The organism is Bradyrhizobium sp. PSBB068 (assembly GCA_016839165.1).
GTDB lineage: Bacteria > Pseudomonadota > Alphaproteobacteria > Rhizobiales > Xanthobacteraceae > Bradyrhizobium.
Genome location: CP069300.1, coordinates 2607549 through 2631586, shown reverse-complemented (window position 1 = coordinate 2631586; position 24038 = coordinate 2607549). Strand labels below are relative to the sequence as shown.

At 65.5% G+C, this 24038-nt stretch carries 21 protein-coding genes; 9 read left to right on the top strand and 12 right to left on the bottom strand.

Annotation, left to right across the window (positions count from 1 at the left end; translation table 11 throughout):
- Nucleotides 1-3 precede the first annotated feature (3 nt).
- Genes JQ507_12045 through JQ507_12020 form a run of 6 tightly spaced genes read left to right on the top strand, consistent with a single transcriptional unit; the run spans nucleotide 4 to nucleotide 7311 of the window.
- On the top strand, nucleotides 4-1542 hold the full coding sequence (locus tag JQ507_12045) for a sugar ABC transporter ATP-binding protein (protein ID QRI72147.1): 1539 nt from the start codon (nucleotides 4-6) through the stop codon (nucleotides 1540-1542).
- Nucleotides 1539-2555, top strand: a complete 1017-nt coding sequence (locus tag JQ507_12040; GenBank protein ID QRI72146.1) for an ABC transporter permease — start codon at nucleotides 1539-1541, stop codon at nucleotides 2553-2555. Before JQ507_12045 ends, JQ507_12040 begins: the two co-directional genes overlap by 4 nt.
- The gene (locus tag JQ507_12035) at nucleotides 2548-3561 is read left to right on the top strand and encodes an ABC transporter permease (GenBank protein ID QRI72145.1); all 1014 of its coding nucleotides are present in this window, start codon (nucleotides 2548-2550) and stop codon (nucleotides 3559-3561) included. The genes JQ507_12040 and JQ507_12035 overlap by 8 nt, the downstream gene beginning before the upstream one ends.
- Entirely contained in the window at nucleotides 3561-4448 is an 888-nt protein-coding gene (locus JQ507_12030) for an FAD binding domain-containing protein (GenBank protein QRI73305.1), read from the top strand. The genes JQ507_12035 and JQ507_12030 overlap by 1 nt, the downstream gene beginning before the upstream one ends.
- Before the next feature lie 16 nt (nucleotides 4449-4464).
- Entirely contained in the window at nucleotides 4465-4923 is a 459-nt protein-coding gene (locus tag JQ507_12025; protein ID QRI72144.1) for a (2Fe-2S)-binding protein, read from the top strand.
- 15 nt (nucleotides 4924-4938) lie between these two features.
- Nucleotides 4939-7311, top strand: a complete 2373-nt coding sequence (locus JQ507_12020; protein QRI72143.1) for a xanthine dehydrogenase family protein — start codon at nucleotides 4939-4941, stop codon at nucleotides 7309-7311.
- A 142-nt stretch (nucleotides 7312-7453) separates the two neighbouring features.
- Here JQ507_12020 and JQ507_12015 read toward each other — a convergent pair whose 3' ends face one another.
- Genes JQ507_12015 through JQ507_11975 form a run of 9 tightly spaced genes read right to left on the bottom strand, consistent with a single transcriptional unit; the run spans nucleotide 7454 to nucleotide 15588 of the window.
- Nucleotides 7454-7801, bottom strand: coding sequence for a RidA family protein (locus tag JQ507_12015; GenBank protein ID QRI72142.1), 348 nt, complete (start codon nucleotides 7799-7801; stop codon nucleotides 7454-7456).
- A gap of 12 nt (nucleotides 7802-7813) precedes the next feature.
- Nucleotides 7814-8935 carry an FAD-binding oxidoreductase gene (locus tag JQ507_12010; protein ID QRI72141.1) on the bottom strand — a complete coding sequence of 374 codons (1122 nt, stop codon included), beginning with the start codon at nucleotides 8933-8935 and terminating at the stop codon, nucleotides 7814-7816.
- Nucleotides 8932-10350, bottom strand: coding sequence for an FAD-dependent oxidoreductase (locus JQ507_12005; protein ID QRI72140.1), 1419 nt, complete (start codon nucleotides 10348-10350; stop codon nucleotides 8932-8934). The genes JQ507_12010 and JQ507_12005 overlap by 4 nt, the downstream gene beginning before the upstream one ends.
- Nucleotides 10347-10643, bottom strand: coding sequence for a (2Fe-2S)-binding protein (locus tag JQ507_12000; protein QRI72139.1), 297 nt, complete (start codon nucleotides 10641-10643; stop codon nucleotides 10347-10349). Before JQ507_12000 ends, JQ507_12005 begins: the two co-directional genes overlap by 4 nt.
- Before the next feature lie 22 nt (nucleotides 10644-10665).
- Nucleotides 10666-11802: an FAD-binding oxidoreductase gene (locus JQ507_11995; GenBank protein QRI72138.1), complete on the bottom strand. Its 1137-nt coding sequence runs from the start codon at nucleotides 11800-11802 to the stop codon at nucleotides 10666-10668.
- An 8-nt stretch (nucleotides 11803-11810) separates the two neighbouring features.
- Nucleotides 11811-12617, bottom strand: coding sequence for an ABC transporter permease (locus tag JQ507_11990; GenBank protein ID QRI72137.1), 807 nt, complete (start codon nucleotides 12615-12617; stop codon nucleotides 11811-11813).
- Nucleotides 12614-13489 carry an ABC transporter permease gene (locus tag JQ507_11985; protein ID QRI72136.1) on the bottom strand — a complete coding sequence of 292 codons (876 nt, stop codon included), beginning with the start codon at nucleotides 13487-13489 and terminating at the stop codon, nucleotides 12614-12616. Before JQ507_11985 ends, JQ507_11990 begins: the two co-directional genes overlap by 4 nt.
- Nucleotides 13486-14526 carry an ABC transporter ATP-binding protein gene (locus JQ507_11980; GenBank protein ID QRI72135.1) on the bottom strand — a complete coding sequence of 347 codons (1041 nt, stop codon included), beginning with the start codon at nucleotides 14524-14526 and terminating at the stop codon, nucleotides 13486-13488. Before JQ507_11980 ends, JQ507_11985 begins: the two co-directional genes overlap by 4 nt.
- A gap of 27 nt (nucleotides 14527-14553) precedes the next feature.
- A complete protein-coding gene (locus JQ507_11975; protein ID QRI72134.1) occupies nucleotides 14554-15588 on the bottom strand; it encodes an ABC transporter substrate-binding protein in 1035 nt (344 codons plus the stop codon).
- Between the two features lie 272 nt (nucleotides 15589-15860).
- Between JQ507_11975 and JQ507_11970 the strand changes: the two genes are divergently transcribed.
- Nucleotides 15861-16769, top strand: coding sequence for a LysR family transcriptional regulator (locus JQ507_11970; GenBank protein ID QRI72133.1), 909 nt, complete (start codon nucleotides 15861-15863; stop codon nucleotides 16767-16769).
- A gap of 349 nt (nucleotides 16770-17118) precedes the next feature.
- Here the strand turns inward: JQ507_11970 and JQ507_11965 are convergent, their stop codons facing one another.
- Entirely contained in the window at nucleotides 17119-17313 is a 195-nt protein-coding gene (locus JQ507_11965) for a hypothetical protein (GenBank protein QRI72132.1), read from the bottom strand.
- A gap of 1308 nt (nucleotides 17314-18621) precedes the next feature.
- On the opposite strand from JQ507_11965, the gene JQ507_11960 reads away from it, so the two are divergent.
- Complete coding sequence (locus JQ507_11960) at nucleotides 18622-20007, top strand: FAD-dependent oxidoreductase (protein ID QRI72131.1); 1386 nt, start codon at nucleotides 18622-18624, stop codon at nucleotides 20005-20007.
- On the opposite strand, the gene JQ507_11955 is transcribed toward JQ507_11960, so the two are convergent.
- Entirely contained in the window at nucleotides 20004-20831 is an 828-nt protein-coding gene (locus JQ507_11955; protein ID QRI72130.1) for a MetQ/NlpA family ABC transporter substrate-binding protein, read from the bottom strand. The genes JQ507_11960 and JQ507_11955 overlap by 4 nt on opposite strands.
- Nucleotides 20832-20864: 33 nt before the next feature.
- A complete protein-coding gene (locus tag JQ507_11950; protein QRI72129.1) occupies nucleotides 20865-22187 on the bottom strand; it encodes a PLP-dependent transferase in 1323 nt (440 codons plus the stop codon).
- A 416-nt stretch (nucleotides 22188-22603) separates the two neighbouring features.
- Here JQ507_11950 and JQ507_11945 point away from each other — a divergent pair, with 416 nt between their 5' ends.
- Entirely contained in the window at nucleotides 22604-24007 is a 1404-nt protein-coding gene (locus JQ507_11945; protein QRI72128.1) for an LLM class flavin-dependent oxidoreductase, read from the top strand.
- The last annotated feature ends 31 nt before the right edge of the window (nucleotides 24008-24038 follow it).

Genomic DNA, 24038 nt, shown 5'->3' with positions numbered 1-24038 from the left:
CGGATGAACGTCGAGATCGATCCAGAGCCGCCCGCACCCCTGCTTCAGTTGCGCGGGATATCGAAGCGATTCACCGGCGTCCGGGCGCTCGACCGCGTCGACCTCGATGTCCGTGCCGGCGAGCTTCACGTCCTGTTCGGCGAGAACGGCGCCGGCAAATCGACCCTGATCAATGTGGTCTCGGGCACCTTTCCACCCGACGAAGGCACCTTCCATTTCGGCGGCGAGGAGATCCACCGCCTGACGCCGCAGCGGGCGCGCGAGATCGGTATCAGTCCGGTGTTTCAGGAGTTCTCGCTGATCCCGAGCCTCACCGTGGAAGAGAACCTGTTTCTCGGCCGCGAGATCACGCGCGGCGGCGTGCTGCATTCGCGCGAGATGCGCAAGCGCGCTAAGGCGCTGATCGACGAGCTCGGTTTCGATCTCGATCCCGCGCGGCGGATCGATGACCTGTCCCGCGCGCATCAGCAGATGGCCGAGATCGCCAAGGCCCTGCTCGGCCGTGTCCGCCTTTTGATCCTCGACGAGCCGACCGCGTCATTGACCGAGCGCGAGACCGGACGGCTGTTTGAGCTGATCGCGCGCCTGAAGAGCCAGAATGTCGGGCTGATCTACGTCTCGCATCGCATGCGCGAAATCCGCGCGCTGGCCGACCGCGTGACGGTGCTGCGCGACGGCCGTCACATCCGGACCCTCGACGCCGCGACCTCAACCGATGGCGAGCTGGTGGAACTGATGACCGGCCGGACCATCGACCTGCTCTTCCCCGCCATCGCCCACCAGCCGGACCGAGTGATGGTCGACGTCGAAAACCTGACGCTCGCCGATGGCAGCGTGAGAGACGTCAATTTCCATGCCCGGTCAGGCGAGATCACCGGCATCGCGGGCCTGGTCGGCTGCGGCAAGTCGGAGCTGATCCGCGCGATCTACGGCATCGAGCGCACGTCGACCGGAACGATTCGGATCGGCGGTGCGCCTTACGAATCTCCAACCGCGAGACACAGCCTGAAGCGCGGCGTCGCCTACTTCCCTGCCAACCGGATCGCCGAAGGGCTCGCGCTGTCGCGTCCGATCCGCGAGAACGCGTCGATGACCGGGCTCGACCTGCCGGCCTTCGCCCGCTTCGGCATAATACGGCAGGCCGCCGAGCGCGTGACCATCGCGGGCATCATGCAGCAGCTGCAGCTCAGGCCGCCGAACATCGAACGCAGCGCCGGCGCCCTGTCGGGCGGCAACCGCCAGAAGGTGATGCTGGGGCGCGCGTTGACGCGCGAGTTGACCGTGTTCCTGTTCGACGAGCCGAGCGTCGGCATCGACGTCGGTGCCAAGCTCGAGGTCTACGAGTTCATGAAACGCCTCGTCGAGGCCGGCGCCGCCGTGATCGTGGTGTCTTCCGAATTGCCCGAGGTGCTGGCGCTGTCGAACCGGCTTTACGTCATGCATCAGGGCCGCATCGCCGCCGAGCTGACCGGTACTGAAAAAACCGAGCAGAATGTGCTTTCGAGCTTCTTCCGCGAACATCTCACCGCGGAGGTCGCATGAACTCGGCCCTGGTCGGCACAGCGCCGCGGGACGCGATCAGCCTCCAATCGATCGCAGGCCGAATCGGGCTGCTGCCGGCTCTGCTAGTGCTGCTGGTCGCCGGCATGTCGGCCGTCGATGCGCAGTTCTACGGCATCACCAACGTCCTCAACATCCTGCGCAACGCTTCGCTGCTGGCAATCGTCGCCTGCGGCCAGGCCCTTGTTATCATCGCGGGCGGCTTCGATCTTTCGGTCGGCGCGGTCGTCGCTTTGGCAAGCGTCGTCACCGCAAAGACCATGGCGGTCACCGCGGCCGCCTTTCCCGGCGCCAACGTCCTCATCATCGCCAGCGGGATCGTGGCCGGGCTCGGTTGCGGCGTCGTGGTCGGGCTCATCAATGGCTTCTGCGTGGCAAAGCTGAAGGTCTCCGGCTTCGTGGTGACGCTGGGCACGATGTCCGCGACCGCCGGCGTCGGCCTCATGATCACAAACGGCATCCCGGTCTACGGCATGCCCGAGATCTTCGTGAAAAGCTTCGGTCGCGGCCAGGCGTTCGGCCTGCCGACCGCCGCCCATGTCGCGCTGATCGTGATCCTGGTGATGGTGTTTGCACAGCGACGCACGCTGTTCGGCCGTTACGTCTACGCGATCGGCGGCAATGTCGATGCTGCCGTGGTGTCGGGCGTAACGATCCAGCGTCATATCGTCGGCACCTACGTCGTCTCGAGCGTCCTTGCGGCATTGACCGGCATTCTGCTGACGGCGCAGGTCGGTTCCGGACAAGCCAGCTTCGGCGGCGACCGAATGATGCTGCAATCGATCGCCGCCGCTGTGATCGGCGGCGTCAGCCTGCGCGGCGGCGTCGGACGCATCGAGATCGTCGCCGTCAGCGCACTGTTCCTGACCATCCTCGGCAACGCGCTCAACCTCCTGCACGTCGACTCGCGGCTTCAGCCGGTGTTCCTCGGCGTCATCATGGTTGCCGCCGTAGCGCTCGATGAACTCAGCCGACGGAGCACGCCGCGTGTCTGACCTCGAATTGACCGTTGCCGCCAAGGACACCGACCGCCCACAGCTGACGCTGGGCCGCCGGCTCTGGAGCGCGGTGCTTCCGGTCGCGTTGGCCGTGCTGTTGCTCGGCTTCGCCGCCGTCGACCATGGCGTGCTGTACCCAGCCAACCTGCTCAACATCGCACAACAGACCAGCTACCTGGCGCTGTTCGCGATGGCGCAGACGGTGGTCATCCTGACGCGCGGCTTCGATCTCGCCCTTGGCCCGACGGTGTCGATGGTCAGCGTCGGCACTGCGCTCGCGATGGCAGGCGTCACCGCGTCGGGCCATGGCACGACCGCCGCGCTGCTCACGGGGCTCGCGGCCGGCTTCGCGCTCGGCATCGCATGCGGCCTGTTCAACGGCGTGGTCGTCGCGCTGCTCGGGGTCAATCCGTTCGTCGCGACGCTGGGCAGTTACAACATCGCGATCGGGATCGCGACCACGCTTTCGTCCGGACGGCCGGTTCAGGGCGTGCCGGCGCCGTTCTCGCAGATCTTCTACAGCGGCAGCATCTTCGGCGTGCCGGCGGCGATCGCGATCACCTTCGCCGTCGGCGTCGGGCTGCACTTGCTGCTGGCGCGCACGGTGTTCGGCCGCTCGCTCTATCTGATCGGCACCAATCCGCGCGCTGCAGCGGTCGCCGGCCTGCCGGTGAAACGCATTCTGGTCGCGACCTATGTGCTGTGCTCCGCGCTTGCCGCGCTCGGCGCGATCATGATGACGGCGCGGACCGGATCGGGCGAGCCGAATCTCGGCGGCGCGCTGTCGCTGCAGGCGATCGCCGGCGCCGTGGTCGGCGGAACCAGCCTCGCCGGCGGGCGCGGCGGCGTCGGCACCGCGGTGCTCGGCGCCCTGTTCATCACCATTCTGTCCAACGGCATGAACCTCACCCGGATCGATGGATACGTCCAGATGGTCGTGCTCGGCGCGATCGTCATCATCGGCGTCCTGCTGGATCGCCTGCGGCAGGAGCGGCGCCCATGATGTCAGGCACTCTCATCCAGAACGGGATCGGGGCGCGCGATGCGTCGACGTCGATCTATGTCGCACCCTCGCTCGCCGCCGCACGCGATGCGCTGAGCGACTATGGCGCCGCGGGCTCTCCCCTGGCCGGCGGCACATGGATCATGCGATCTCCGATCCGGCACGCGCCGCTCAGGCCCCATTATGTCGCGATCGGAAGGATCGCCGAGCTGACCGCAATACGGATCGACAGCGACGCAGTCGAGATCGGTGCGGCCGTCACGCACGCGGCGCTTGCGGCAGCCTTGGCCGGCATGCCGGACTTTGCCGGCCTCGCCGCGGCCGCCGGCCGCTCTGCCAACCCGGCGATCCGCACGATGGCGACGATCGGCGGCAATCTCGCGGCATCGGACTTCGCCGCGGCGGATTGCGTGCCGGCGCTGCTCTGTCTCGATGCCGATGTCGAGATCTCGGGCCGCGACGGTTGCGAGCACCTGAGCCTGACGGATTTCCTCAAGATCCGCTCGACGCTCGTGCCCGGTCGCCTGGTGACACGGATCATCCTGCCCCGAAGCGAGCGTAAGACGGCCCATGTCCGGCTGCCGCTGCGCAGGTCGGGCGACTATCCGGTCGCCATCGTCAGCCTTTCGGTCAGCCTCGATGCGGCGAGCCGTGTCCGGGCCGCGCGGATCGCGGTCGGCTCGGTCGAAGCAGCCGCGCGACGATGGCCGCGGCTAGAAGCGGCGCTGCTCGGACGTCCGCTCGACGCTTTAGAAGCGGCGCGGACCGCGGCCGAACTGACTGACGAATTCGCCGGCCGCGACGGCGTCGATGCGCCCGCTTGGTATCGCGTCAGCGTGCTGCCCGGCCTCGTCCGCCGCGCTGCGATCGCGGCGCTCGGCTCCTGAACTTGCGGGGATCGACATGGGATTCAATTTGACCGTGAACGGCGATCGCCTCATCTCCGCTGCAGCCCCTGCGACGCCACTGGTCGATGTCCTCCGCGAGGAGATGCATCTGACCGGTGCGAAGCCGGTCTGTCGCGAGGGCTTTTGCGGCGCCTGCATGGTGCTGGTCGATGGCGAGCCCACGCCTTCGTGCCTGCTGCCCGTTGCGCTGGCCGATGGCCGCGAGACCCGAACAGTCGAAGGCCTTACGCCGCAGGGCCAGCTGAACCGCATCCAGGCCGCGCTCGAGGCGAGCGACGCCGTGCAATGCGGCATGTGCTTCCCCGGCATGGTGGTGACCTTGACGCACCTCCTGACGACCCGGCCGGATGCAACCCGTGACGATATACGGGCGGCGCTGACCGGGAACATCTGCCGTTGCACCGGCTATGAACGCATCGTCGAGGCGACATTGCTCGCCCTGGCCACGGCTTGATCGGGAGGCGCAGGGATGTCCGACGTTTCCGCAACGATGGATCTGCGCCGGCGTGATGCGGCCGACAAGCTGCGCGGCCGCACGCGCTACACCATCGATCGGTATCTGCCGGGCATGCTGCATGCGGCGGTGCTGCGCGCCTCCGTGCCTGCGGGGCGGATCATTCGTCTCGATACCTCCAGAGCAGCCCGCATGCCGGGGGTGCGCGCCATCGTGACGGCGGCCGATGCACCCGGCATGATCGGGATCGGCATCGCGGATCATCCGCTTTTCGCCCGCGACGTCATCCGCTACGACGGCGAACCGCTCGCCGCGGTCGCAGCCGTCACGCTGGCGCAGGCGCAGGCCGCGCTCGCGGCAATCGAGGTGGAGATCGAGCCGGTCCCAGCCGTCCTGACCATGGCGGATGCACTTGCATCGGGCGCGCCGCTGATTCATCCGGACTGGCGCAGCTATGAGGTCTTGCTCGAAGGCAGCGCACGCGGCGGCAACGTCGCCTGGCAAGCGACCGTGGTTCGCGGCGACGTCGATGCCGCGTTTGCCCGGCCTGACGTCGAGATCGTCGAAAGCTGCTTTCGGGTCGGCCGGCAGAACCATGTCGCCTTCGAGCCGCGTGCGGTGGTCGCAAGCTATGAAGACGGGCGCTTCCATATCGAGACCTCGACACAGGTTCCCTGGAGTGTCCGCAACGCGACCGCGCGCCTGCTTGGCGTGCCGGCGTCGCATGTCCGCGTCACCGTGCCGCCGGTCGGCGGCGGCTTCGGTCTCAAATTCGACCTGGCGGTTGAACCGTTCGCCGCCCTGCTCGCCCGCGCCAGCGGCCGGCCGGTGCGTCTCGTCAATTCGCGCGAAGAGGAGATGCTCACCTGCCTGTTCCGCGAGAACGCCGATATCCGCATCCGCTCGGCGGTGACGCGCGAGGGCGACATCGTGGGTCGCGAGGCGGTCGTCCTGATGGATTGCGGCGCCTATGGCGGCGAGCAGATCTTCCTGACCACCATGACTTCGCACACGCTTGGCGGCAATTACAAGCTCGGCAGCGTGCGCATGGTCTCGCGCGCGGTCTACACCAACACGGCGCCGAACGGCGCGTTCCGATGCTGCAACGGCGTCTACAACACATTTGCACTCGAGCGGCACACCGACGAGATCGCAGCGCGGATCGGAATGGATCCGCTCGCCTTCCGCCGCCGCAACGTGCTCGGCGACCGCGATCTCGGCGCCACCGGCCAAAGGTTCGAGGGCAATGTGCTCGGCCCGATGCTCGAGCGGATGGATACGCTGCGCGATGCGGCAGCGCCGCCGCCGGCGCGCAGTGACGGCCGGCTCTATGGACGCGCGACCACCGTCGGCACCTGGTTCGTGTTCGTCGGCCCGTCGGCCGCGACGGTGAACATGAACGCCGACGGCACGGCGACGCTGGTCACGTCTGGCGTTGAAATCGGCTCCGGCTCGATGATGCAGAGCCTGCCGCAGATCGTCGCCAGCACGCTCGGCATCACGCCCGAGCATGTGATCGTCCGCGCGGCCGATACCGATGCGGCTGGCTATGACGTCGGCGTCGGCGGCGGCCGCACCACCGTCTCGCTCGGCGCGGCGAGCCTGTCGGCAGCGCAGGAGGTGCGCACCAAGCTGCTGAAGGTCGCTTCCGAGATGATCGAGGCTGCGCCCGATGATCTCGTCATGCGCGATGGGCGGATCGAGATCGCCGGCGCGCCGGGCTCCGGTCGCACCGTCACGGAGGTCGCGACCCGCGCCCAAGCGCTGGGTGGCCCGGTCTCCGGCACCGGCGCCTTCACCGGCGCCGGCGTGCCGGCGATGCCCGGCTGCGTGGCCGGACATTTCATCGACGCGATCGACATCCCCGTCTTCGCAGTCCACGACTGCGAGGTCGCCGTCGATCCGGAAACCGGACATGTCGAGGTGCTCAGCTATCGCGTCGTCCAGGACGTCGGCCGCGCGCTGAACCCGCGCGCGATCCACGGCCAGATCCAGGGCGGAGTCGTGCAGGGGCTGGGTTATGCGTTGCACGAAGAAGTCACGATCGGCGACAACGGCCGGGTCTGCCAGAACGGTTTCGAAACCTATCGCGTTCCGCTGGCGCTCGATGTCGTGCCGGTCGAAATCAGCCTCTACGAGGGCGCGCCGTCAATCGGACCGCTCGGGACCAAAGGGGCCGGCGAGGTGCCGATCCTCAATGTCGGAGCGGCCGTTGCGTGCGCGGTCGCAAACGCCACCGGAAAACGCATCCAGGAGCTGCCATTGACGCCGCCGCGCGTCCTCGAGCTTCTGCTCGAGCGGAAGCGCGATCTGTCTCTTCCCCACATTGCCGAGACATGGTCGGACAATTTGATCCGTCCTCACGGGAAGTCCGAAGGCAGCAAATAGGAATGGGCCACAGCAAACCGCTTGAACCTAAGCAAAAAATGATCGCCAACCGGCCCTTGCGCCAAGCTGATAGCCTGGTGCAAGACCCCGATTGCCTTCTTCGACGGATTTGCAGCTCGACAGCAGCAAGCTGTCGTTCAGCTCAGCCTTTGAGCGCGGTCACCACGACCTCTATCAGCGCACCGCCACCGAGATCGGCCACGCCGACGGTGGCGCGTGCCGGCAGGTTGTCGCCAAAGAATTCGGTCCAGACCTGATCCATCTCCTTCTTCTTGGCAAGGTCGGTGACGAAGATCGAGGCACTGACGACGCGCGTCGTGTCGGTTCCTGCCTCTTTCAAATAGCCTGCGATCTTGCCGAGGATGCTGCGGGTCTGCTCGCCCATCGAGACGCTGGTGTCGTCGGCGATGGTCCCTCCCAGAAAAACGAAGCCGTTCGCTTCGACCGCGCGATGCATGATGGGCGTACGGATGTTACGGGTGATGCTCATGATGTCCTCTCGTTAGAGCGTTGAAGGATGGAAGCGATCGATGCCGAGATCGCCGATCCGGGTCTGGGTGCCACCGTTGGTGATCAGCTCCGCCATCACGGCGCCGGCGCCGGGGCCGAGCTGGAAGCCGTGCAGCGAGAAGCCGAACTGGTGATAAAGCCCCTTGTGCAGGGCGCTCGGCCCGAACACCGGGAGGTCGTCCTTCGTCCTCGCCTCGATGCCGGCCCAGGCCCGCACGATCGACGCATCGCGCATCACCGGAAACAGCTCGAACACCGTGCGCGCGCTGATCGCGAGGCCCTTCCAGTCCAGCACCGTCTCGTTGCGATCCTGGTCGGGTGTCGCCAGATGTCCACCGCCGATCAACACGGTACCGTTTGAAAACTGTTTGAACGACAGCTTGCGGCCGCGCAGGATCACGACGGGATCGATGAAATGCGGCACGCGCGAGGTGATCATCAGCATCGGCGCGACGGTCTCGACCGGCACCGGCTCGCCAAGATCAGCGGCGATCCGCCCTGCCCAGGCGCCGGCCGCATTGACCAGCACAGGAGCGGCGTAGCTGTCGGCACCGGCATCGACATGCCAGAGGCCGTCGCTCTGCCGGATGTTGGTGGCGGCTACGCCTTCGCGCACGATGGCACCGAGCCGCTCGGCCTTGCGGCGAAATGCCGTGGTCGTCTGCGCCGGGTTGGCCGCGCCGTCGCGGCGCGAGACCACACCGCCGGGACAGCTGTCGGCGACAGCCGGCACCAGCCGCCGCAGCTCGGCCACGCCAATCAGTTCCTCGTGGGTGAAGCCGAGCGCATTGAGCTCCGCAACGCGCGCGCGGCAAGTCGCCAGTTCGTCGTCATTCTCCGCAACGAGGACCTGACCGTGGCTCTCGAAACTGCAATCATCATCGACAAGCTCGCTGATCCTCTCCCAGATTCCCATCGAACGGATGGAAAGTGGAATCTCGGGAATGTGCCGCGCGAGCTGGCGCACGCCGCCGGCATTGACGCCCGAGGCATGCCGGCCGGCATAGTCTTTTTCGATCAGCACCGGCTTTATGCCGGCGAGGCACAGATGCAGCGCGGTCGAGCATCCGTGGATGCCGCCGCCGACGACGATCGCGTCCGCGCCTATGGTCATCCGCGCACCACCGCCTTGACGTCGGCCTCCGTCTTCGCGACGGAGGCGAGTTCGGCGAGCGTGATCGGCTTGACCGGCGCGCGCAGCCGATAATAGCCGATCTCCTGCGGGCTCTTGCCACGCGCCTGCGCCATCAACTCGGTGACGGTGAGGCCGCAAAGCCGGCCCTGACACGGCCCCATGCCGGTGCGGCGATAGGCCTTGAGCTGATTGGGACCAGTCGCGCCGATCGCTACCGCGTCGAGAATGTCCTTCGCGCTCACCTCCTCGCAACGGCACACGATGGTGTCGCCCGCGGGAAGCCGGAACTGCGGCGCCGGGCGAAACAGCGTGTCGAGGAAGGCCCGGCCGCGTTCGGCCTTGGCGAGATCGGCACGCAACGCCGCCATCGGCGGCAATCCGGCGGCAGCGGCCGGCGCCAACGACTCCACGGCAGCGCGCGCCGCAATCCGGCCGCGAACCTCGGCCGCTCCCGCACCGCCGATGCCGGCGCCGTCACCCGCGATCGCGATGCCGGGGACCGACGACGCGCCATTGGCATCGAGCACCGGCGCCCAGCACAATTGCAGCTCGTCCCAGCGATGCTCGGCGCCAGCCGCCATCGCGAGATTGACGTTGGGCACGACGCCCTGGTGCAAGAGCAGCAGATCCGTGGCAAGGGACTCGCGCTTGCCGCCCGCGACATAGCTCACGCTCGCGAGCCGGCCATCGCCGGCTGCAGCGAGTTCAGTGACGCCGGATACCACCCGGACCTTCGCCCGCACCTCGCGCATCATCGCGAGACCCTTGGCGAAATAGGGCGAGGTCAGGAACCCGAAGGCGTGCGGCAGGGCAGCAAGATAATTGCCGCGCGCAGTGGTGTCGAGAATGCAGTCGATGCGGCCCCCGAGACGCAGGATCTGTGCTGCCAGCAGCCACAGCAGCGGCCCCTGCCCCGCGATCACAGTTGGGCCGTCCGGCACCAACGCCGACGATTTCAGCATGGTCTGCGCCGCGCCGGCGGTCATCACACCGGGCAGCGTCCAGCCGGGAATTGGAAACGGCCGCTCCAGCGCGCCGGTCGCGAGGATCACGCGAGAAGCCTTGACGAAGGCCGAGGCGCCGCCGACCGAGATGCCGATCTCGAGGTTGCGATCGAGGCTCCAGACCGTCGCGCGCTGGATGACCTCGGCGCTGCTCGCGCGCAGTGCCTGCACGAGATCGGCGCCCGCCCAGTAATCGGCGCCGAGCTGACCGCGCTCCGTCACGGGCGTCGAGGCGATGGCGCGATACACTTGGCCGCCGGGGCCGATATTCTCGTCGAGCAGCAGCGTCGACAGGCCGGCTCCGGCAGACGTCACAGCCGCGGCAAGCCCGGCAGGTCCGGCTCCGATCACTACAACATCGTAGGCTTCGCGCTTGGGGCCCTTGGTCATTTTCCGATCTCCCGCTTGCCCTTCTGAATCTCGATCTGCATGTCCGCTGCAACCGGCACGAGGCAGCCCTGACGGTTGCCGACGCCGTCGATGGTGACGAGGCAATCGAAGCACACGCCCATCATGCAGTAGGGCAGACGTGGCGTGCCGTTGACCGCGGTCGAGCGGCGCACGTCGCGTCCGGAGGCCAACAAGGCCGCGGAGACGGTGTCGCCCTGGCGCGCTGCGACGGCAACGCCGTCCACGAAAATCTGCACCAACGGTCGCTGGTCCTGGTCGGAACGTTTGAACATGGGATGCTCTTTCTCGAGGTCTCTAGTAGCCGCTGTGGTTTGCCGCGCCGTTGCCGCCGAAGCGGCGGGCCGAGAAGGCGCCGACCAGTTCGGGCTCAAGCGCGCCCTGGGCAACCATGCGCGCCACGTCGAAGGCGTGATTGGAGGCGAGCGTGACGCCGGAATGGCAGCAGGCCACGAAGGCGCCGGGATGGCTCTCCGACTGATCGTAGATCGGAAAGCCGTCCTGCGGCATGACGCGGATGCCGGCCCAGCTCCTGACCACGTTGAGCCGCGCCAGATGCGGAAACATGCGCTGCGCGCGATCGGCCATCACCGCGCTGATCGAATGCTTGAGCGTGCGATCGTCGAGTTCCTCCTCCCTGCTGTCCCCGATCATCACGGTGCCCTCGTCGGTCTGGCGGATCGTGGTCAGCGGGTGCGGCAGGAACGGCATGGTGCGCTCGGTCACGACGATCTGACCGCGGGTCGGGCCCATCGGCGCATGGAGACCGACCATCGGCGCGAGCGTCTGGTTGGCATTGCCCGCGGCCAGCACGACCTTGGCGGCACGCAGCTCGCCTTGCGGCGTCGTCAGCCGGAATTCGCCGCCACGTTTGGAGATCGCCGAGACCGGCCGCTCCGGAAAATAATCGACGCCGAAGGCCTTGAAGCCGGTGTGGAACGCACGAAACGTGCGCAGCGAATTGACGTGGCCGTCGTGTGGACAATAGCTGCCGCCCGACACGTCCGGCCCGATCAGCGGCAGCGCCTTCTTCACCTCGGACGCCGGCATCATCTGCATCCTGTAGTCGGCGGCGCCCACCTGGTTGTGCATCCGCTTGACGAGATCGGCGCGCTGCCCGAACTCGTCCTCGCCGAGCGTCAGGTGAAAGCCGCCGTTCTGCTGCAGGCAAACGTCGAGGCCGGTCTGCTGCCTCAGCTCCGAGGCGAGCCTGCCCCACGCCTCCGACGCCCGAACCGTCCAGACCGTATAGGCCGGCATGCCCAAGCCCTTGCTCTGCACCCAGACCAGCGCGAAGTTGGCGCGCGATGCGCGTTTGGCAATATCGCCCTCGTCGAGCACCGCGACCGACTTGCCGAGCCGGCCCAGTCCCCAGGCGATGGCGGAGCCGAGCAGTCCGCCGCCGACGATGGCGACGTCATAATCTCCGGACATGAGTTCTCCTATCGTCCCGTATCGCTCTTGCCGGCGAGCACGCGGTCGAGCCCGTAGAAGCGGTCGAGCAGAATGAGGGCGGTCATGGTGATTGCGATCACGCAGGCCGACACCGACGTCACCAGCGGATCGATGTTGTCCTGGATGTAGAGGAACATGCGCACCGGCAAGGTCTCGGTGCCCGGCGCGGCAAGAAAGACGGTCATGGTCAGGTCGTCGAATGACTGGATGAAGGCGAGCGCCCAGCCGCTGATCACGCCGGGCAGGATCAGCGGCAGCGTGACGCGGCGGAACAGCGTCCAACCGCCGGCGCCAAGCGAGACCGCCGCCATTTCAACCGAGAGATCCATGCCGGTGGCGGCCGCCAGCGTCAGCCGCAGCGCGAACGGAAACACGATGACGACATGCGCGATGATCAGCGCCGCGAAGCTGCCGCCCATTCCGACCGAAGTGAAGAAGCGGAGGAAGGCGATGCCGAGCACGACATGCGGGATCATCAGCGGCGACAGGAACAGCGCCGCGAGCGCATCGCGGCCGCGGAAGCGATAGCGCGCGATCGCGAGCGCCGCCGGCACCGCGAACAGCAGCGCCACGAACGAGGACAGTGCGCCGAGGCCGAGGCTGACCCAGAAGGCGTGGATGAATTCCGGATAGTTCGCGATGGCGCGGAACCAGCGCAGCGAGAGGCCGCCCGTCGGCAGCGACAGGAAGCCCTCCGGCGTGAAGGCGACGAGGCAGACGACGAGGATCGGTGCCACCATCACGATCACGAAGATGGCGTGGAAGATCAGCGCCAGCGGGCCGTTCTGTCTCATCGGAACACCTCGGCATAGCGGCGCTCGATCAGCGCGTTGCTGCCGACGACGATCAGCACCAACGCGACCAGCAGCAGCGTGGCGACGGCAGCCCCCAGCGGCCAGTTCAGCGTGTTCAGAAACTCGTCATAGGCGAGCGTCGCCGCGACCTTGAGCCGGCGTCCGCCGATGATCGCCGGCGTTGCGAAGGCGCTTGCCGAGAGCGAGAACACGATGATGGCGCCCGACAACACGCCGGGCATGATCTGCGGCATGATGATGCGGCGAACGATGGTGAGGGAACCGGCACCGAGCGACATCGCGGCGTTTTCGATCTGTGGATCGAGCCGCTGCAGCGCGGCCCACACCGAGAGCACCATGAATGGCATCATCACATGCGCAAGCGCGACGACCATGCCGGTTTCGGTGAACATGAAGGGAATCGGTGTGCTGATCAGCCCGAGCGACATCAGCAGCTTGTTGACCACCCCGTTGTTGCCGCCGAACAGCAGCGCCCAGCCGAGCGTGCGCGCCACCACGGAGATCAACAGCGGGCCGAGAATGACGAGCAGAAAGAAGCTCTTCCAGCGCCCACTCATGCGGTTGAGGATGTAGGCCTCTGGCGCGCCGAGCACGGCTGTGAGCAAGGTGGTCAGGATCGCGATGCGAAAGGTCCGCCAGAACATCTCGGCATAGTACGGATCGCTCACGATCTCGTGCCAGTTCTTCAGGATGAAGACCGGCTCGACGCCCTTGTACTGGCCCCAGTCGTGGAACGACAGCAGCACGGTCATCGCCAGCGGAATCAAGAGCACGCCGACGAACAGCATCAGGGCCGGCGCCGTCAGCGCCCAGGGTGCGCGTGCGCTGGGTTGCTCCGTAGCCGTCCTCATGCAGCAGCTCCGGCGCGCGCACTCATGTCCTCCGGCCGCCAGGCAAGACGGACCGCGTCGCCTTCGGCAGGCTGGGTCTGGCCGTCATTCTGGCGGATCACGATCGCCGGGCCGCATTCGCTCTCGCACTGGAACAGCCAGTGATTGCCCTGGAAAATGCGCGTGACGATTTTTGCGCAGAGGCCCGTGTCGCCGAATCCGATCCGTTCGGGACGAATGCTGATCGTCACGGGACCGCTGAGCCCGGCAGGCGCCGGCGCGCTCCACGAGCCCGCGAGCAGTCGCGCGGGCGTGCTGGTCCGGTCGATCGTCGCGGCAAAGTCGTTGGTCTTGCCGAGGAATTGCGAGACGAACGCCGAGGCCGGCCGCTCATAGGTCTCCTGCGGCGTGCCGATCTGTTCGATGCGGCCCTGGCTCATCACGACGATACGGTCAGACAGCGACATGGCCTCGTTCTGGTCGTGGGTGACCAGGATCGTCGTGGTGCCGAGCGTGCGCTGGATCTGGCGCAGCTCGATCTGCATCTCCTCGCGCAGCTTGGCGTCGAGGTTCGACAGCGGCTCGTCGAGCAGCAGCACGCTCGGCCGGATCACCAGTGCACGCGCCAGCGCCACGCGCTGCTGCTGGCCGCCGGACATGCGGCGCGGATGGCGCTCTTCATAACCCGCGAGGCCGACCATCGCGAGCGCGGCACGGACCCGTTCGGCCCGCTCGGTCCGCGCCACGTTCCGCATCTCCAGACCGAATCCGACGTTCTCCGCCGCGGTCATATGCGGAAACAGCGCATAGCTCTGGAACACGATGCCGAGCCCTCGCCTCGCCGGGTGCACGGCGTTCAGGTCGTTGCCCTCGAGCCGGATCGCGCCGCGCGTCGGGTCGAGGAAGCCTGCGATCATCTGCAGGGTCGTGGTCTTGCCGCAGCCGGAGGGGCCAAGGAAGGAGATGAACTCCCCCTTCGCGACGGCGAGACTGAAGTCGTCGACGACAGTCTGCGCGCCGAACTGCTTGGCGACACGATCGAGCTCGAGATAGGCCATAACACTGACTCCGGTGCGGCGATCAGATCAGCGCTCGACCTCGCGATTCCAGCGCTTGGTCCACTCCTCGCGCTTGTCGTTGATCACGGTCCAGTCCGGATTGTAAAGCTTCGCCGCACGCTCGCCGATCGGGGCCATCTTGCCGAGTTCCGGCGATATCACGAGCGATTTCAGCACCGGCCCATAGCCGTAGTCCTTCAGCATCACGAGCTGGATCTTCGGATCGAGCAGCACCTTGACGAAGCTCGAGGCGAGCGGCGAGGCGTTGGGCTTGGCGATCGGACAGGCGGTGGTCAGCAGCGTCGCCGCGCCTTCCTTCGGATAGACGAAGTCGACGGGGAAGCCGGTATTGGCGAAGCTCTGCACGCGTCCCGAGCCCCATACGGCGATGACGGCCTGGCCGGACTGGAACAACTCAGTCATCTTGCCCGGCGACGGCTCGTAGGCGAGCACGTTCGGATTGATGTCGTTCTTGAAGATCTTGAAACCGGCATCGACATTGGCCTCGCTGCCGCCGTTCATCTTCGCAAGCATCAGCAACGCCTCCAGGCCGTAGGTGTTGTTGATCGGCGGAACGACGAGCTGCTTCTGGTATTTCGGATCCTTCAGATCATTCCAGGAGGTCGGCGGCGCCCAGCCCTTCTCCGCAAAGGCCTTGGTGTTGTACATCAGGCCGGTCGCGACGATGCCGATCGCCACGGCGCGATCATCCTTGAAGCGGGCGGTGTCGTAGAGATCGGCGGGAAGGCCGTCGAGCTTGCCACAGAAGCCGAGCTGGATCGCCTGATACATCGGGCCGTCGTCGACGATGACAACGTCGATCTGCTGGTTGCCCTTCTGGGCCTGGAGCTTTGCCAGCGTGTCGGTCGAGTTGCCGGCGACGTATTCGACCTTGACGCCATTCTCCTTCTCAAAGCCCGGGATCACCTGTTCGCGGATGGTCTTCTCGAACGAGCCGCCATAGCCGGCGACGTAGAGCGTTTTCTGCTGGGCGATGGCGACCGACGGGATCGCGGTGAGTGCCGCGATGCCAACCGCTGTCAGAAGGCTGAGATTCTTCATGTGACCGATCTCCAGTTCCGGGATGGGGTGACGTGCCGGCGGGCCGCACCGGCCAGAGCCATCCGCATTCGATCGGCGCCAATTCCGTCCGACCAGGGCTCCGGCCCCTGCTCCACGGGTATCGTCATTAGCGAGAGGGCTTTGAATCCCTCCCATCTGCCGAAAAAACGGGCTGTCTCCAGCGCTGATGAAAAAGATCGCAATCAACCCTTCCATCGTCCAATGAATAATGGCACCATCTGTATGCTTGAATGTTATGAAAGGGATGCGAGATGCCGCGGATCAACCCGCGACAGGTCGAGGCCTTCAGGGCGACGATGCTGTCCGGCGGCGTCACTGAAGCGGCGAAGCTGATGGCGGTGACGCAGCCCGCGGTGAGCCGGTTGCTGCGCGACTTCCAGGCGCTGTTGAAGATGGAGTTGTTCGAGCGGCGCGGCACCGGGCTGGTGCCGACCGCCGCCGCCATCGCGCTCTATACCGAGGTCGAACGCTCCTTCGTCGGCCTGGAACGCATCACCGCAGCAGCCGAGGAGATCCGCAGCCGTCGCACCGGCACACTGCGGATCGCCGCATTGCCGGCGCTCTCGAATGGTTACCTGCCGCGGCTCGCCGGACATTTCCTCAAGCAGCGACCCAACCTCAACCTTGCCTTCTTCGGCGTGATCTCACCGATCGTCATCGATTGGGTGTTGAACAATCAGTGCGACATCGGCTTCGCCGAGCTTCCGATCGCCCATTCAGCCTTGCCAAGCATGCGTCTCCCGGCCTTGCCACGCGTCGCGGTTCTCCCTACCGGTCATCACCTCGCGGCAAAGGAGGTTCTGCAGTCTCGCGATTTCGAGGGAGAAACGTTCATCTCACTCTCGGCCGGATCGGCCGGCCGGCATCTGATCGACCAGATCTTTCAACGCGACGAGATCCGTCGCGTGCTGCGGGTCGAGACCGCCTTGTCGGAAATCATGTGCGGCATGGTGTCGTCCGGGCTCGGCGTCGCGCTTTGTGATCCTTTCACCGCGCAGGAGTTCGCGACACGCGGCGTTGTCGTGCGCCGCTTCCTGCCACGGATCGACTTCCAGTTTGCAGCGGTTTTTCCTGCCCAGCGGAGCCCCTCGCCGGTGGCTTTGGACCTGGTCGAGACTGTGCGACGATCGCTCAACGAATTGGATAGCCTGCTCCACTAGGAGGATTTTTTATTGCACTCGGCACTTCCGGAGTAACGGCGCGGTTTGGCGTGCAAGACCGTGGTCTTTGGTAGCGGGTGGACGCCCCCGCGTGCTTCCCCCTGTTCGCGAGGCCGATCGGCACGGCTCGGCTCTTCCAGCCAGCGCAGATCGAACACGGCGGCAAAGCATCTCCAATTTCCGCGAAAATAGTCTGGTCGCCGCGCGGCAAGAAGCGGTATGGACCATCGCTGATCTCCCTTCATCCATTCAAGAAAGCGCGATGTAAGAGGGCCAAGCTCGGCCGAGGGAGTGATCCAAGCCGCCTCCCGCACGCAAACGAGATCGCGTTATGCGCCGGCGTCTCTGCTCACGGCAAATTGTTTTCGGTGGATCCATAGAAGAAAAGACTACCCAGCGGCACGGAACCCAGCATCGGGTCGTTTGACACGATGGAGGGCTCGCCTGGCCGCAGACCCGTCAGACGGTTCACGGCACCGGCAAACTCATGTGCGTAGAGCTGCTGGCTACCCGTAACGACGTCAAGTTCTTCGTCGGTAAGCAAGCAGAGGTCATTTCTGGTGTGTGTATCCAGGTTCGTCTCCTGTTTGCCAAGTGAGGGAGCGCCCCTCCAAGGGTGGTCGGCAGAATGAGCTCCTCGGTTCGTTCTTGCCGTGATCCGCATCACTAAGCAGACAGCAACATCTCGTCTCCGGACTAGCCGCCTGCCTCTTCTCTTCCAGTCCGGCGTATCCGAACGCGAAACCGCGGGTCCGCCAACGGAAACGGACTCGCGCTCTTTCTTGACAGGACAAAACCGCTGCAGAAGTTTGAGACCGACGATGGATTTGGCAGCCGCTTCTACCGGGCCGAGACCGCGGCCCAGCGGATGTCAGCCTCCGCCCTCAACAAGTGAGGACGGCTTTCTTGATGTGCTCCCCAGTGGCGCACGCCGATCCCACGCGACCGCCTGATACTCTCGATAGTTCTTCTTCACTGAGGTCCGCGTTGAGAATATCGCGAGAGCTTTCGGCGGGCTTGTGCTGCTTTCCAAAATCGGTTCGTCTGCTGTCCATGGTGTGACCCTTCTCCTTCAAGTTGCAGTAGGCAGTCGTAGGAGCTCAGCGCTCGCTCGGACGTGTCCCAAATAACATTGTCGCAGCCGGTTTCCGTTCCCGCGCACGCCACACCCGTTTCGCTCGGCGCCGGCTGGGCCTGCACGCTGTTGGGCCATTACGAAGATGCCCTGCCCAGGCTGCAAAGATCGCCCGCGAGAACGCGAGCCCGGCCTTTCTCGCGGCTGCAGACCACGTGGTGCAGCTCATGGTCGCCGCCGGGCTGCCTGAGGGCTGAGCGCACCTCCCCCCGTTTCAAACCACCTGCCCACGTCGGCTGCAACGGGGAATGATTTTTTCTCGATGGCTTCGTCGATAAAATTACTGATTTGCAGGTACGCTCAATGCGCACTGTTATTTTCAAAGTTGCTATGACCGCTGACATTCGTTCTCGGGCATGGAAAAGCCGTGTTATTCTTCGCCGCGTACTGCGCGCGAAGGAGGTTCTATGCGGCGAGCATCTTCTTGGCTTCAGATTTTCGGTCGCATCGGTCAGCGGTTCCAAGCGTGGCGCCGGAACCATGCGAGACCGAATGCAACCGAGAGGCGCGACGACCTCTACGAGATCTTCCTGTTCGGTCCGCACGGCTAACTGCATTCTCCCCGTATCGACCCCGCTGGGTGCAGCGGGTGGCTCTGTCGAGACTTGCGCGTCAGCACTCCACGCATCCTGACGCCCCGTATCGGCATGCGTTCAGATAGCGTGAACTGCTGGCATTGCGCGTCCGGCGTGACCGGCTGATCGATGGAGCGACGGCATGACGCGTACCGATGGCCGACATGTCATCATTATCGGCGGCGGCGCCAGCGGCGTCCTGCTGGCCTACCAGTTGCTGCACCAACCGATCCGCCGTCTTTGCGTCACGCTGATCGAGCAGCGCCCGGACATCGGCCGCGGCATCGCCTATCACACCGGAAATTCCGATCATTTGCTCAATGTGCGCGTCGCGAACATGAGCGCGCTGCCGGACCAACCGGATCATTTCTGGCGCTGGCTCACCTCGCGCGAGCTTGATGTATCGCTGTGCCCGGATCCCTATTGCTTCGTGCCCCGGCGCATCTACGGCGACTACATAGCGAGCTTGCTCGAACAGCAGACATCCGATCCGGCGGATGTCGAACGCTTGTCGATCGTGCGCGGCATCTGTGTCGATATCAGCGAAGGCCATGCCGGCGTGACTGTCACACTCGCGGATGGCCAGTCATTGATGGGCGATACCGTCGTCCTCGCGACCGGGCACGACATGCGCGCCAGCCGTGCGGGCTATGCCGATCCGTGGGCGCCGCCATCGGCCGCGCCGATCGATGCCGATGCCACCGTCCTGCTGCTTGGCACGGGGTTGACCATGGTCGACTATGTCCTGTCGCTGCTGCGCGACGGGCATCGCGGGCCGATCATCGCGATGTCGCGGCGCGGCCTGCTCGCAAAACCACACCGGCGCGTCGACGCGCAGCGCATAGAGGAAGCCGAGATCCCATTCGGCGCAAGTATCAGCAGCCTGCTGCGCTGGCTTCGCCTCCGCATCGACCGCAGCGTAGCCGAGGGCGGCGACTGGCGCAGCGTGATCGACGGCCTGCGACCGTACACCCAGCGGCTCTGGCACGAGCTTCCGCCACCGTCCAAGCGCCGCTTCGTCGAGCACGCACGCGCCTGGTGGGATGTGCATCGCCATCGGATGGCGCCGGAGGTCGAAGCCCGCGTGATTCAGGCGATCCATGCCGGACAGCTCGACCTGATGGCCGCCAAGGTCATCAGCGTCGCGCCGAACGACGACGGAGCCCGGGTCCACTACCGCCGGCGCGGCGATACGCGGATCGTCAGCACGCAGGTCGGCGCCGTCGTCGATTGCACCGGTATCGTCAAGGATCCTCGCGCGACGCCCAATCCGGCAGTACGCGCCCTGTTCGACCGCGGCCTGGCGCGCGTCGACCCGCTCTGCATCGGGATCGAGACCGACCGCAACTGCGCGATCATCGGCTGCGACGGCGCGCCTTCGCGCACCCTGTTCGCGGTGGGTCCGCTGACGCGCGCCGCGTTCTGGGAGATCATTGCGATTCCCGACATTCGAAACCAATGTGCCGCACTCGCCGCCCGGCTCGCCGAGGCAACCGGCGAGCATCGGACTCAGCTGGAGCAGGTCTAGCTGCTGAAGCCGGCCGGTATGAACGCCGGCAGCTTCTCCTCGATGAACTGCTTGACCTCAGGCGAGTTGAAGACCTGGATGAAGGCCCTCAGGCGCGGGTCGTCCTTTTTGTCCGGCCGTGCCGTGAAGCGCAACACCAATCCATCGTCCACGGTCCGATCGATGATCAGCGCCGACTTCGGATCACCGCCCGCCGGGATCAGATAGGTGACGTTGACGAGCGCGAGGCTGACGTCGTCGAGCGAGCGATAGGTCTGCGCCGGATCGAGCTCGACGATCTTCAGATTCTTCGGATTGTCGACGATATCGAACCGGCTCACCGCAAAGCCCTTGCCGGGCGCCAGCTTGATCAGCCCCGCACGCTCGAGCAGGATCAGGCCGCGCGCGCCGTTCAGCGGCTCATTCGGGATCGCGACGCTGTCGCCGGATTTGATCTCGTCGAGCGACTTGATCTTCTTCGAGAACAGCCCGACCGGCGCGATCACGCCGACCTTGTCGACCTGCACCAGGTTGAATCCGCGTTGCTTGTTCTGCAGCGCAAGATAGGTCGCATGCTGGAACAGATTGGCGTCGACATCGCCGCTGTTGACGACCTCGTTGAGCGCCACCCAATCCGACAACTCGACGATCTTGACGTCCTGCCCCTTGTCCTTGGCAAGCTTCGCCGCAAACGCGGCCAGCTGTCCGACCGGCCCGGCGCTGGTCGCGATCTTCAGTGGCTCGTCGGCCAGGGCTACTCCAGTCAAGGCTGCTTCAGTCAAGGCCGCGCCGGTCAAGGCCAGCGACAGGCCGAGCGCCTGCGCCAGACGCAAAAGTCTCTTCATCGTCTCAAGTCCGTTTCTTGTTGGAGTTTCCGATCAGGCCGCCTTGCGGGTGCTGCCTGCATCCGCCTGCGCCAGCGCCTGGATGAGATCGGCCAGGATATCGTCGGGATGCTCGATCCCGACCGACAGCCTGACGTAGCCGGGCGTCACACCGGCGGCGAGCTGTTCCTGGGCGCTGAGCTGCTGATGAGTGGTGGACGCCGGATGGATCGCCAGCGACCGCGCGTCACCGATATTGGCGACGTGGTAGAACAGTTTCAGCGCATCGATGAAGCGGCGACCGGCCTCGACACCGCCCTTGAGCTCGAAGCCGACCAGCGCGCCGTAACCGCCCTTCAGATAGGCGTCGGCGCGGCGCCGGTTCTCTCCGCTCTGCAGGCCCGGGAAGATCACCGTCGAGATCGACGGGTGCTTGGCGAGGAAGTCGGCAACCTTGATTGCATTCTCGTTGTGCTGCCGAATCCGCAGCGGCAACGTCTCGATGCCCTGGATGAACTGGAAGGCATTTTGCGGCGCGATCGCGGCGCCGAGGTCGCGCAGCAGCTTGACCCGGGCGCGCAGAATATAGGCGATCGGACCGAACGGCTTGGCCGCCTCGGTCCAGACCGCGCCGTGATAGGCCTCGTCCGGCTGGGTCAGCAACGGGAAGCGCTCGGCGTGAGCCGCCCAGTCGAAATTGCCACCGTCGATGATCGCGCCGCCGATCGACGTGCCGTGGCCGCCGATGTATTTCGTCGTCGAATAGACCACGACCGCGGCGCCGTGCTCGAACGGCCGGGCGATGATCGGGGCTGCCGTGTTGTCGAGGATCAGAGGCACGCCGAGCGAGCGGCCGATGTCGGCGACCTCCTTGATCGGAAACACGTTGAGCTTCGGGTTGGGCAGCGTCTCGGCGAAATAGGCCCTGGTCTTCGCATCGGTGGCACGGCGGAAATTCTCCGGGTCGGCAGGATCGACGAAGCGGACTTCTATGCCGAACTGCTTCAGGGTCTGCGACAGCAACGTCCAGGTTCCGCCATAGAGATCAGTCGAGGACACGATGTTGTCGCCGGCTTGCGCGATGTTGAAAATGGCAAAGGCCGAGGCGGTCTGCCCCGATGCGACGGCCAGCGCCGCAGCACCGCCCTCGAGCGCCGCCAACCTCTCCTCGAACGCATCGGCGGTCGGATTCTTGATCCGCGTGTAGATCTGGCCGATCGCCTCAAGCGCGAACAGCCGCGATGCGTGGTCGGCATTCTCGAACTGGAATGACGTCGTCTGGTAGATCGGCACGGCGACCGCGCCGGTTGTCGGATCCGAACGATAGGAACCGCCGTGCAAAGCGAGCGTCTCGACGTTCTTGGTTTCGACCGGCATTTCGAAATCTCCTGAAGTTCGTGATCCCAGCGTGACAAGTCGGCAAAGGATGCGCAGCCGCTTTGTCGCTGTCGAGATGTCCGGAAAAATAGCGATGGGCGTGCTGTCACAACCTGATGACGCATCTGGAATCTTTCGGGCGACGTGGAGCTCGCAATCGATTTTTTTTGTGTGCGACGCGACGGCAACCGACGCCGGCCGATCACAGATCGTCCCTGCGGGTGCATTGCGAACCGCGATTTCCGCTCGGATTCACGCGTTGCGGGGCGACGCGAACCGAACCGCGAAAGGAAACGTTCTACGTCTGACCAAGGCGCAGCAGGATTTTCACCCGCTCCCCAGGCATTTCAAAATCAAGTCGCGCCGCCGAGATGATAGACCTGACGGACAACTTCTTAACGAGACGAACCAGGTCGATGGCCAGATCCCGCGAACTCCGCTTCAACGCCTTCAACATGATGGCCCCGAGTCACAATTGGGCCGGGCTGTGGTCGCATCCGCGCGACACATCGCTCGACTACAATTCGTTGGACTACTGGGTGAACTATGCGAGGACGGCGGAGCGCGGCCTGCTCGACGGCATTTTCCTGGCCGACGTGTTCGGCGTCTATGACGTCTATGACAACAGCCCCGAGACCGCGCTGCGCCATGCAGTGCAGCTGCCGAACGCCGAGCCGACCCTGCTTGTTTCGGCCATGGCGCTGGTGACGAAGCATCTCGGCTTCGGCATCACGTCCAACCTCACCTACGAGCATCCGTACCAGTTCGCCCGGCGCTTCTCGACGCTCGATCACCTCACCGGCGGGCGGATCGCCTGGAACATCGTCACCGGCTATCTCGACAGCGGCGCACGCGGAATGGGGCTCGACGCGAACCGGGCACATGACGAGCGCTACGAGGCGGCCGAGGAATTCCTCGCGGCGACCTATCAATTGTGGGAAGGCAGCTGGGAGGACGGCGCCGTCCGCCGCGACCGTGCCGCGCGCATCTTCACGGACCCGTCCAGGATCCACCCTGTCCGGCATGATGGGCGTCACTACAAGGTCGACGGCATTCATCTGGCGGAGCCGTCGCCGCAGCGTACGCCGCTGTTGTATCAGGCCGGAACCTCGAAGCGCGGTCGCGCCTTCGCGGCGCGACATGCGGAGGCGATCTTCCTCAACGGCCAAACCAGGCCGATCCTCGCCCGCGCCGTTCGCGACATCAGGGATGCGGCAAAGGAATTCGGCCGCGATCCCTACGATATCCGCTTGTTTGCAGGCGCGACCGTCATCGTCGCCCCGACGCGTGCGGAGGCCAACGATCTGCTCGCGGAGTACGCAGCGCATGTCGACCAGACCGGACAACTCGCCCTGCTCTCCGGCTGGACCGGGATCGACTTCTCGACCTATCGCCCCGACCAGGCCGTGCAATATGTCGAGAGCAACGCGATCCAGTCGATGGTCGAGAATTTCACGGTGCGGAGCGATCGCCCGGTCAGGGTCGGCGACCTCGCGACCCTCAGCCGGATCGGCGCGCGTTCGCCCTTCGTGGTCGGTTCACCCCAGGATGTCGCGGACGAGTTGATCAACTGGGCGGATGAAACCGACATCGACGGCTTCAATCTGTTCCGTCTGGTCGCACCGGAATCACTCGATGGATTTGTCGATCTGGTGGTGCCGGAGCTGCAATCGCGCGGCGTCTACAAGACCGCATACCGCGAGGGCACGCTGCGCGAGAAGCTATTCCCCGGACGCGGGCCGCGGCTTCACGTCACGCATCCGGGCGCGGGCTATCGCCGCGCGCCCGCCAAGGCCGGCCACGCCGACGCCGCCGAGTAAATTGCACGGCAGTCCATCGGCGGCTCGTCAG

Excerpts from the sequence above, each read along its gene's own strand:
- JQ507_11950 (QRI72129.1), bottom strand. The coding sequence starts at position 22,187 with ATGCCGGTCGAAACCAAGAACGTCGAGACGCTCGCTTTGCACGGCGGT.
- JQ507_11985 (QRI72136.1), bottom strand. The coding sequence starts at position 13,489 with ATGAGGACGGCTACGGAGCAACCCAGCGCACGCGCACCCTGGGCGCTG.
- JQ507_12025 (QRI72144.1), top strand. The coding sequence starts at position 4,465 with ATGGGATTCAATTTGACCGTGAACGGCGATCGCCTCATCTCCGCTGCA.
- JQ507_12040 (QRI72146.1), top strand. The coding sequence starts at position 1,539 with ATGAACTCGGCCCTGGTCGGCACAGCGCCGCGGGACGCGATCAGCCTC.
- JQ507_12000 (QRI72139.1), bottom strand. The coding sequence starts at position 10,643 with ATGTTCAAACGTTCCGACCAGGACCAGCGACCGTTGGTGCAGATTTTC.
- JQ507_11955 (QRI72130.1), bottom strand. The coding sequence starts at position 20,831 with ATGAAGAGACTTTTGCGTCTGGCGCAGGCGCTCGGCCTGTCGCTGGCC.
- JQ507_12030 (QRI73305.1), top strand. The coding sequence starts at position 3,561 with ATGTCAGGCACTCTCATCCAGAACGGGATCGGGGCGCGCGATGCGTCG.
- JQ507_11970 (QRI72133.1), top strand. The coding sequence starts at position 15,861 with ATGCCGCGGATCAACCCGCGACAGGTCGAGGCCTTCAGGGCGACGATG.
- JQ507_12015 (QRI72142.1), bottom strand. The coding sequence starts at position 7,801 with ATGAGCATCACCCGTAACATCCGTACGCCCATCATGCATCGCGCGGTC.
- JQ507_12045 (QRI72147.1), top strand. The coding sequence starts at position 4 with ATGAACGTCGAGATCGATCCAGAGCCGCCCGCACCCCTGCTTCAGTTG.
- JQ507_11960 (QRI72131.1), top strand. The coding sequence starts at position 18,622 with ATGACGCGTACCGATGGCCGACATGTCATCATTATCGGCGGCGGCGCC.
- JQ507_12020 (QRI72143.1), top strand. The coding sequence starts at position 4,939 with ATGTCCGACGTTTCCGCAACGATGGATCTGCGCCGGCGTGATGCGGCC.
- JQ507_11945 (QRI72128.1), top strand. The coding sequence starts at position 22,604 with ATGGCCAGATCCCGCGAACTCCGCTTCAACGCCTTCAACATGATGGCC.
- JQ507_12010 (QRI72141.1), bottom strand. The coding sequence starts at position 8,935 with ATGACCATAGGCGCGGACGCGATCGTCGTCGGCGGCGGCATCCACGGA.
- JQ507_11990 (QRI72137.1), bottom strand. The coding sequence starts at position 12,617 with ATGAGACAGAACGGCCCGCTGGCGCTGATCTTCCACGCCATCTTCGTG.
- JQ507_11975 (QRI72134.1), bottom strand. The coding sequence starts at position 15,588 with ATGAAGAATCTCAGCCTTCTGACAGCGGTTGGCATCGCGGCACTCACC.
- JQ507_12005 (QRI72140.1), bottom strand. The coding sequence starts at position 10,350 with ATGACCAAGGGCCCCAAGCGCGAAGCCTACGATGTTGTAGTGATCGGA.
- JQ507_11995 (QRI72138.1), bottom strand. The coding sequence starts at position 11,802 with ATGTCCGGAGATTATGACGTCGCCATCGTCGGCGGCGGACTGCTCGGC.
- JQ507_11980 (QRI72135.1), bottom strand. The coding sequence starts at position 14,526 with ATGGCCTATCTCGAGCTCGATCGTGTCGCCAAGCAGTTCGGCGCGCAG.